The 7,406-nt window shown below is 45.6% G+C and carries 8 protein-coding genes and 1 riboswitch; all 8 genes read right to left on the bottom strand.

The features are described 5' to 3' along the window. Window positions 1–332 (bottom strand): aspartyl protease family protein (locus tag H6S82_RS12215; protein ID WP_191056264.1); only part of this gene is annotated, 332 nt, incomplete at its 3' end. Further along, complete coding sequence (locus tag H6S82_RS12210) at window positions 325–543, bottom strand: hypothetical protein (RefSeq protein ID WP_190465344.1); 219 nt, start codon at window positions 541–543, stop codon at window positions 325–327. The genes H6S82_RS12215 and H6S82_RS12210, both read right to left, overlap by 8 nt. A 203-nt stretch (window positions 544–746) precedes the next feature. Next, on the bottom strand, window positions 747–1,013 hold the full coding sequence (locus tag H6S82_RS12205) for a BrnA antitoxin family protein (RefSeq protein ID WP_190465345.1): 267 nt from the start codon (window positions 1,011–1,013) through the stop codon (window positions 747–749). A gap of 327 nt (window positions 1,014–1,340) precedes the next feature. Continuing rightward, window positions 1,341–2,381, bottom strand: a complete 1,041-nt coding sequence (gene cobW, locus H6S82_RS12200; RefSeq protein ID WP_190465346.1) for a cobalamin biosynthesis protein CobW — start codon at window positions 2,379–2,381, stop codon at window positions 1,341–1,343. Window positions 2,382–2,471: 90 nt separating this feature from the next. After that, on the bottom strand, window positions 2,472–2,855 hold the full coding sequence (locus H6S82_RS12195) for a DUF1636 family protein (protein ID WP_190465347.1): 384 nt from the start codon (window positions 2,853–2,855) through the stop codon (window positions 2,472–2,474). Between the two features lie 12 nt (window positions 2,856–2,867). Continuing rightward, on the bottom strand, window positions 2,868–4,025 hold the full coding sequence (locus H6S82_RS12190; RefSeq protein ID WP_199315314.1) for a hypothetical protein: 1,158 nt from the start codon (window positions 4,023–4,025) through the stop codon (window positions 2,868–2,870). Between the two features lie 112 nt (window positions 4,026–4,137). Continuing rightward, a complete protein-coding gene (locus H6S82_RS12185; RefSeq protein ID WP_242056922.1) occupies window positions 4,138–4,374 on the bottom strand; it encodes a CbtB-domain containing protein in 237 nt (78 codons plus the stop codon). After that, a riboswitch (cobalamin riboswitch) is annotated at window positions 4,348–4,498 on the bottom strand. Its footprint overlaps the gene before it by 27 nt. Before the next feature lie 39 nt (window positions 4,499–4,537). Next, window positions 4,538–7,135 carry a diguanylate cyclase gene (locus H6S82_RS12180; RefSeq protein ID WP_190465348.1) on the bottom strand — a complete coding sequence of 866 codons (2,598 nt, stop codon included), beginning with the start codon at window positions 7,133–7,135 and terminating at the stop codon, window positions 4,538–4,540. Window positions 7,136–7,406 lie beyond the last annotated feature (271 nt).

Raw genomic sequence — 7,406 nt, 5'->3', positions numbered from 1 at the left:
AAGAAATTCGTTTGCCCAAGAATTAAAGGCACCTGAGAGGATTGTGCCCAGGCAAATGCTAGACGAACTGCTTCTAGATTCCCAATTTGAACATACACAAATACACCCCGCGCTTCAACCTTTGCAAGATTTCCTGCCAATGGTAAGCGGACAGTTTGTTCCTCCCAAATGACACCCAATTGCAGCCCGATGTCATAAGGTAATAGGTTGACCGCAGACCCAGTATCTAGCAGTGCATTCGCGGAGACAGAGAAGCCTGCATGACTCAGAGTGATGGGAATTGTGGGTAATGCTTCATCGTCAGAAAAGGGAAACTCGATTTTACTAGGCATGAGTAGATGTCTCTTGGTCATCCCGAATCATCTGCATCAGAATGTTTGCCGCTTCCGTTGCGTCGTAGGGCGACCAAACTGGATACTCTGATGCAGAAAAGATAACTTGTAATTCAGCCTTTGGGATTTGCACGGCTAGGAGTTTGAAGAGAGATAATTTGTCTGACTGGCTCAGATTGTTCACCAAAGGAATTAACTCAGCGAGAGACATGGTTTAAACTCCCAGACATAGGATAATACATTTATCATAAGCAATCTGTGAGAGACAGACACGATCGAGACGAGGCTGAAAAATGCGATAAGTGCTGACACACAGGCTACGGGATATCCCGTTAGGCAGGCTACGCCAACGCACTTTATCTTTTTTCACCGATAGAGCGATCGCGCCTCACTTCTGTGCATCATAATTACCTGTCATACCGAAAGTTTAAGCAAAGCTTCATTAATAATAGTTTGATAACCAACTCCTCGTTTTTCTGCTTCCGCTTTTGCCCAAGCAATCACTTGAGGATGAAGTCGAATTGATACTGCTTGATATTTTTCTGTTTCATTTTTTGGCGGTCTTCCAACTCTAGAATAATTGATGCCAAACTGCTCTTGAATAGCAGTTTCAGCCGCCATCACTTCTTCTGGGGTAATTCGTCTTGCTTTTTCAAAGGGAAATTCAACTTTCTTCGGCATATTGTTGACGCTCTCGTTTTGGGCTCTCCCGTACTTAGTGTGATAAATTTTGCTAATCAATTTGCCGGTTGGCTTGAGCAGAGCGAAGCTCAAGGGTCTAAAACTAATAAGTTAGATTTTGTACTTCTACGAAAGGTATAACGCTTGTATGACAGGCTTTCCAAAGCATTCATTACATTTTATTATCACTTCAAGTACGGAAGAGCCAAAACTGTAAGATCGAAGGCAGCTTTTACTTTGCTAATGGTAGTAAATTGGCTGTACGGCATTTGAAAGGCAAAGAGGAGGGATCGGATTTTTGTTTACCAATTATAATTTGCGATCGCTTCACATTTCCAAAAGCGCTGACTCAATTTGAGTGCGATCGAGGTCGCGACCGATAAATACCAATTTTGTTTGACGCAGTTCGGAACTTTGCCAAGGTCGATCGAAGAAATATTCGATGCGATCGCCTACTCCTTGCAGCACTAACCGCATTGGTTTGTTCGCTACGTCAACAAAACCTTTAATGCGATAAATCTCCAACTTTTCTACCAAATCTTGCAGCTTAGCTACCAATGCTTGCGGTTCAAAATTTTTATCGAAAATAAAGTAAACCGAGTTAATTTCGTCATCGTGATCGTGGTCTTCTTCTTCATCGTGATGACTGGGACGACTTTCTAAATTATCTTCTACAGAAGCATTGAATCCCAAGAGCAATTCTGGACTGATATTTCCCCGATCGCAAGGCACAATTTTCACTGTTTGCGGTAACTGCTGTTTCAGCCAATTTTGTACTTGCGTTTGTGTTTGCGAATCTACTCGATCGACTTTTGTCAAGAGTACCATATCCGCACAAGCCAATTGGTCTTCAAACAGTTCTTCGATCGGCGTTTCGTGATCTAAATTTGGATCGGCTTCTCTTTGCGCGTTTAAAGCGTTGATATCGCTGGCGAGAGTACCAGATGAAATGGCTTCGCAGTCTACCACCGTGACGACACCATCTACTGTAGCACCCGTGCGAATTTCCGGCCACCGAAATGCTTGAATTAACGGTTTCGGTAAAGCCAATCCCGATGTTTCGATCAGGATGCAATCTAGCTTATCTTTTCGCTGCAAAATTTGTTGCATAGTTGGTAAAAATTCTTCCTGTACCGTGCAACAAAGGCAACCGTTTGTGAGTTCTACTATGTTGCTAGCAGGATTTTCTTCCTCATCGCAAACTTGGCACGATCGCAACAATTCTCCGTCTATTCCCAACTCGCCAAATTCATTAACAAGTACAGCTATTCGGCGACCTTGATTATTTTGCAGCATTTGCCGAATCAACGTGGTTTTACCGCTACCCAAGAAACCTGTAATTACAGTAACTGGAATTTTTCCGGCCATAAAACTATCCTAACTCTCAAGAATCTTGTCTTAATTAATCGCTCGAATTAATTGTTTTTGGCGATTGCCGAACTGGCAAAGTATAAAAATCTAACTTCTCGCCTCTGTTAAAGGAGGAATTTTCGCTATTATACCCTTTTTCAGAGGTTCGGGTCGCTCCGACCAAGGTAACGAACCATCAGCTTTAGCATAATATTGGTAGGCGCAGTCCAGGATAGCAGATGCACTATCTCCGACTGGTAAATCGCCAAATAAATAAGTGTATTTTCCTGGTGCAGCAAATGAGATGGTACAGGCATGGCTGCAAGCACTCATACACTTAACTTGCTGAATAGTAAAGTTATCTTTTAAATCCCAGTTTTGATGAAGTTTGTTGAGATTTTCTAGCAATTGTTCGCCGCCACTTTTTCCTTGTGGCTTTCCTTCTTTCCAAACGGTGGCGCAGGTTGTACAAACAAATAAAGTATGTTGCATTTTCAGGTTTAATTATTTTGTTTGAGGATGTGGCAGTCGCAGTCCTATGACTAAGCCTATGGCGATGATGCCTGTAAAGTAAGCGAGAGAAATTAACCGCAGTGACAGGGGAGGCGCGATCCCTTCTACTTCGATCGCTTTAGTCAATTTTAAAGGTGAAGATTTGTTATCGCCATTAATTTTCGGAGAAAATTCTACCTCTACTCGATGAGGTGCGCCATCGAAAAATTGCTGACCCCAAGCAAAGTTTCCCTTAGCATCAGTTTTGCCATTATAAGCAAAAGCTACCCAATTATCTTCTAGCTGAATTGTCTCGATCTGAAAAGCTAAATTGCTAGCTGGTTTGCCTGTTTTAGTGTCAGTTGCTTGGATTTGGTAGTTAGCAAGCTGACCGACTGTGGCGTGACTGTCTCCGGATAGTTCCAGTTTGATTCCCGCATTGATAATAGTTGGTTTTTCCTGTAAGGAAGAATCTTCGTGAGAGTGATGGTGTGAGTGTGTTTGAGATTCTGCGAGTTCGGCGCTGATATTTACAAATAGCAGTGCGGCGATCGCTACTACAGTTAACCCACTCAGCAACAATCGCACCTGTGACGGCGCGATTTCTCCTGGCTGGATTTTTTGTTTTCCTCCGATTACCCAACCACCTGCCAATCCTACCAGCAATAGGATTGCTGCTAAAATAGCAAAATTCCGCCATTTAACCGCATTTTCAGCGACAGAAACGCTCAAGTTTTGCTGAATTGGAGTAAATTCATTGGCAACAACTGGCGTGACATTTACCAATAACTGATATTTTCCTCGAATTGGCAAAATTTGCTGGATTTGCAATTTGCCGTCGGGAGCGATCGTTTCGATATCCAGTAACTTTGTTCCTTCCACGATGGGAAAATCGGTGGCAAACCAGGGATTTTGAGGTGGTGTGAGAATACTGAGGTGAATTCTGGCGTCCTTTAAAGGTTTACCGGATGTATTTAAAGCCTGTAACTTTAGAAGTGCTGGCGATTGAGGTGTTGCAGCTGCCGCCTGAAATGGTAATATTTTGCCAACAGTCGGTTCAGTTGTTAATTGTACTGTTGGTTGAGGATTTTGAGCTACTCCACTGGAACGAAAACAGGCGATCGCCATCAGAGCGATCGCACCTATTAAAAGATGTTTGCTTCTTTTCATTTGTGCTTTGCCGATGATGAGCCGTCACTCAAAACTCGTCTGTCAAAAGTTAATTGTTAGCGGTCTTTTCCTTCTAACCGCTAACATTCGATCGATGACTGATGACTGATGACTAATGACAGCCGACGAGCAAAGTGCTGTGACGCAGAGAATGGAGATTGTTATGTGCAGTTGGGTATGTGGAGAAGTAAACTGTCCAGAGTATCAGAGAAGAAAGGGATAAGTAAAGAGTCGCTTGTACGGGCAACGATAAAGTTAAGTTAATCGCTTTTTTCCGAATCGAAATAGAACGTGCAGTCATCCATACCTCGCAGATGTTTTCAGGAGTGATGTCTAAGTCGGCAGGCATTCTGACTTAGAGACAAAAAGATATTGCCTCATCACAGTTGCGGGACAGTGACGGGCTTTCACCGTTCTTTCCCCGTTACCTCTGACGGCTGCTCCCCGTCAGAACCGACTTGGTTTCGATATTGTATCGTACTGTTTGTACATTGGTAAATAGGATCGTGAATTTAGACATTGTGGGCCACAGTTCGATCGCGTCCTTGTGCTTTTGCTTCATAAAGCGCTTGGTCAGCCGCAGCAATTAGCTGAGCAGGTGAAGATTGATAGTCGGGAATCGTGCTGCCAACTCCCAAACTGAGGGTAATAAACTGGCTTACTTGTGAGTTGGGATGCTCAATTTGCATAGTTGCGACTTTGGCACGGATTTGCTCGGCTACATAAACTGCCCCGGCAGAGTGTGTGTTGGGGAGTATCACGGCAAATTCTTCACCGCCGTAGCGGGCCACCAGATCGGCTGGGCGTCTTGTGGCTTGACGAATAGCTTCCGCCACTTTCTGCAAACAGATATCACCTGCGATATGACCGTATGTGTCGTTGTAAGCTTTGAAAAAGTCTACATCGCAGAGAATCAGCGATAGTGGCTCTCGCTCTCTTACCAGTCGCCGCCACTCTTGATTGAGGTATTCGTCAAAGCGACGGCGATTTGCCACCAAGGTTAATCCATCTGAGGAAGCTAGTTCCAGCAACTGTTGGTTAGCGGCGAGCAACTTTTGGTATAGTTCTGCTTGCTGGAGAGCGATCGCCACCTGTGTGGCCAATTGTTTGAGCAGATCGATTTCCCATTCCTGCCATCGTCTGGCTCGCGAACATTGATGTACCCCCAACAATCCCCAAAGAGAAGGGGCTATGGTAGTGGAAGCATCAGGATTCGCGCTCTGTTTTGGCGTTATTGCACTAGATTCTGAGCGCGAATGCTTCGCCTGTACTGAGTTTTGAGTTACGATATCGTGCGGCTGCTCTGCTGCCTCTGAAAGGACGCCTGTACTAACCAGCCCTTCTGCTGCCCTGGTTTCTTTAAGGATGGGAACTACTAAGTTGGCTCTGACCTGTAAAGGAGCCAGTAGATCGATGCGACACTGACTTATCCCGGAGGTGTAGATATCTTCGATTGCTTCGATGCGACCGTTTTCATATCGATCTAAGTAATTTGCCGCAAAGCATACGTCGTGAATGGTTGTGCCCAGAATAGGAACCCAGCCAGGGCCAACAGATTCTACCGCTATAACGCCACTCCAATCAGGCTGAAAGCGATAGATAATCACTCGATCGGCCTTGAGAAATTGTCGCACTTCGGCAACGGTGGTATTAAGAATTGTATTTATATCTAAAGACTGACGAATTCGCAGGGAGAGAGAGGCGAGGAGACGCTCTCGCGCCATTTGATGCCGAAGTGCCTCTTCCGTCCGCTTGCGATCGGAGATGTCGCGTAAAATCACCGTCCATACGGTTCCTTCTGGGAGATCCAGCTTGGAAATGGAAGCTTCGGCGGGAAACTCGGTTCTATCTTTGCGCCGCAGCCAAATTTCCCGACGCCCTGCCATCTGCTGCCCCCCATCAGCGGGTTTGTACAAGCTAAAAATGTGCTGGCGATGGGCTTTTGTGAAGCCGGGAGGTAAGAGCAAGTCGATTGGCTGCTGCAAAACCTCAGCAGCGGTGTAGCCAAATATTTTTTCTGCACCTTGGTTGAAGAGTTGAACGCACATTTGTTCGTCAACGGAGATAACAGCATCCTGGGCGATATTCAGAATCCCAGCCAAACGACCTTCTGATAAACGCAGGGCTGCTTCCGTTTTTTGATGCTCCGATATTTCTTGTTCCAGTCGCTTGTTGGTCTGCACAAGTTCTGCTGTGCGCTCCTCAATTACTCGCTGCAAAGCTCCTACGGAGGCATCTACTTCGATCGGATCTAGGGCTTGCAGGAGACTGGTTTGGGTAATCACACCGATCAGTTCCCCAGCATCTCCCAAAACTACCAAGCGCCGGATGCGCTGCTGGCGCATTTTTTCGTGAGCGGCGATGAGAGAATCGCTCGATCGAATTGGCAACAGCGGGCTACTCATCACTGTTTCTGCTTTAGTTTTGTAGAAGTCCAATCCCAAGGCTCGAAATTGTAAGATATCCCGCTCTGTGATTATCCCCACTGGGATCGAGGCAGATTGGGGCAACGAACGATCGGCCTCCTGCGTCTCTGTGGATTTCTGTCCTTGAGCATTTTGTACAATTACTACGCTGCTGACACGCTTTTGTGCCATCAGCTGGGTCAGCTGTATTAAGGAGATAGTTGAGGGCGCTTGAATTACCTGAGTTGTCATTACCTCTGTAACTCGTCTTAAGCGCATCCAATCTGCCGGTTGCAGAACTTCTCGAAGGCTTTGATGGGTAATCAGGCCAACTAAAGTACTCTGGTCGTCTACAATTGGCAGATGACGAAATTTTGCTTGACGAAACAGCTTCAGCAGAGTCAAGATATCTTGCGCTTCGGCCTCTTTAAGCGTGAAAGGCTTGTGGGTCATCACCTCTGCGATCGTCACTCCTTCTATAGAGCGCTCTTGGGCTGTAATTTTTACTAGATCTCGCTCTGTAAAAATCCCAATTATGGAAAGGCGATCGTCCGCGCCAATCTGCTGTCGCTCGACCACCAAAACGCAACTGGCTCTGGCCTGACTCATCAGGGCGATGACCTGGTAAACTGGCGAGTCAGGCGTGACTGTTAGAGGGTGGCGATCTATGGCTCGATCGAGTGAAAAAGCAGAGGTAATAAGCATACACCAGAGAGTGTAACGCTTATCAATTTAGAAGGGGAAAGAAAGATACAGGAATTATGGATTTTAAAAGTAGGGCACTTCCCGAACAAGTACGTCCGATCTGGAACCATTGAGAATGATTCCGCTTCCGCATAACTGTCAATGCCAAATATGAAGATACTGACTCTGGCGTACTTGTGGTGGAAAACCCGGTTGTTTGGGCATAGGGTATTGGGCATAGGGTAGAGAAATGCCTTATCCAGCAAGCATTTGAGCTAATAGATAATTTTTA

Source organism: Planktothrix sp. FACHB-1355 (assembly GCF_014748295.1).
Lineage (GTDB): Bacteria > Cyanobacteriota > Cyanobacteriia > Cyanobacteriales > Aerosakkonemataceae > Aerosakkonema > Aerosakkonema funiforme_A.
Note: the sequence above shows the minus strand (reverse complement) of the source record. Positions and strands in the feature narration are given on the sequence as shown.

Excerpts from the sequence above, each read along its gene's own strand:
- H6S82_RS12210 (WP_190465344.1), bottom strand. The coding sequence starts at position 543 with ATGTCTCTCGCTGAGTTAATTCCTTTGGTGAACAATCTGAGCCAGTCA.
- H6S82_RS12205 (WP_190465345.1), bottom strand. The coding sequence starts at position 1,013 with ATGCCGAAGAAAGTTGAATTTCCCTTTGAAAAAGCAAGACGAATTACC.
- cobW (WP_190465346.1), bottom strand. The coding sequence starts at position 2,381 with ATGGCCGGAAAAATTCCAGTTACTGTAATTACAGGTTTCTTGGGTAGC.
- H6S82_RS12195 (WP_190465347.1), bottom strand. The coding sequence starts at position 2,855 with ATGCAACATACTTTATTTGTTTGTACAACCTGCGCCACCGTTTGGAAA.
- H6S82_RS12190 (WP_199315314.1), bottom strand. The coding sequence starts at position 4,025 with ATGAAAAGAAGCAAACATCTTTTAATAGGTGCGATCGCTCTGATGGCG.
- H6S82_RS12185 (WP_242056922.1), bottom strand. The coding sequence starts at position 4,374 with ATGCCTGCCGACTTAGACATCACTCCTGAAAACATCTGCGAGGTATGG.
- H6S82_RS12180 (WP_190465348.1), bottom strand. The coding sequence starts at position 7,135 with ATGCTTATTACCTCTGCTTTTTCACTCGATCGAGCCATAGATCGCCAC.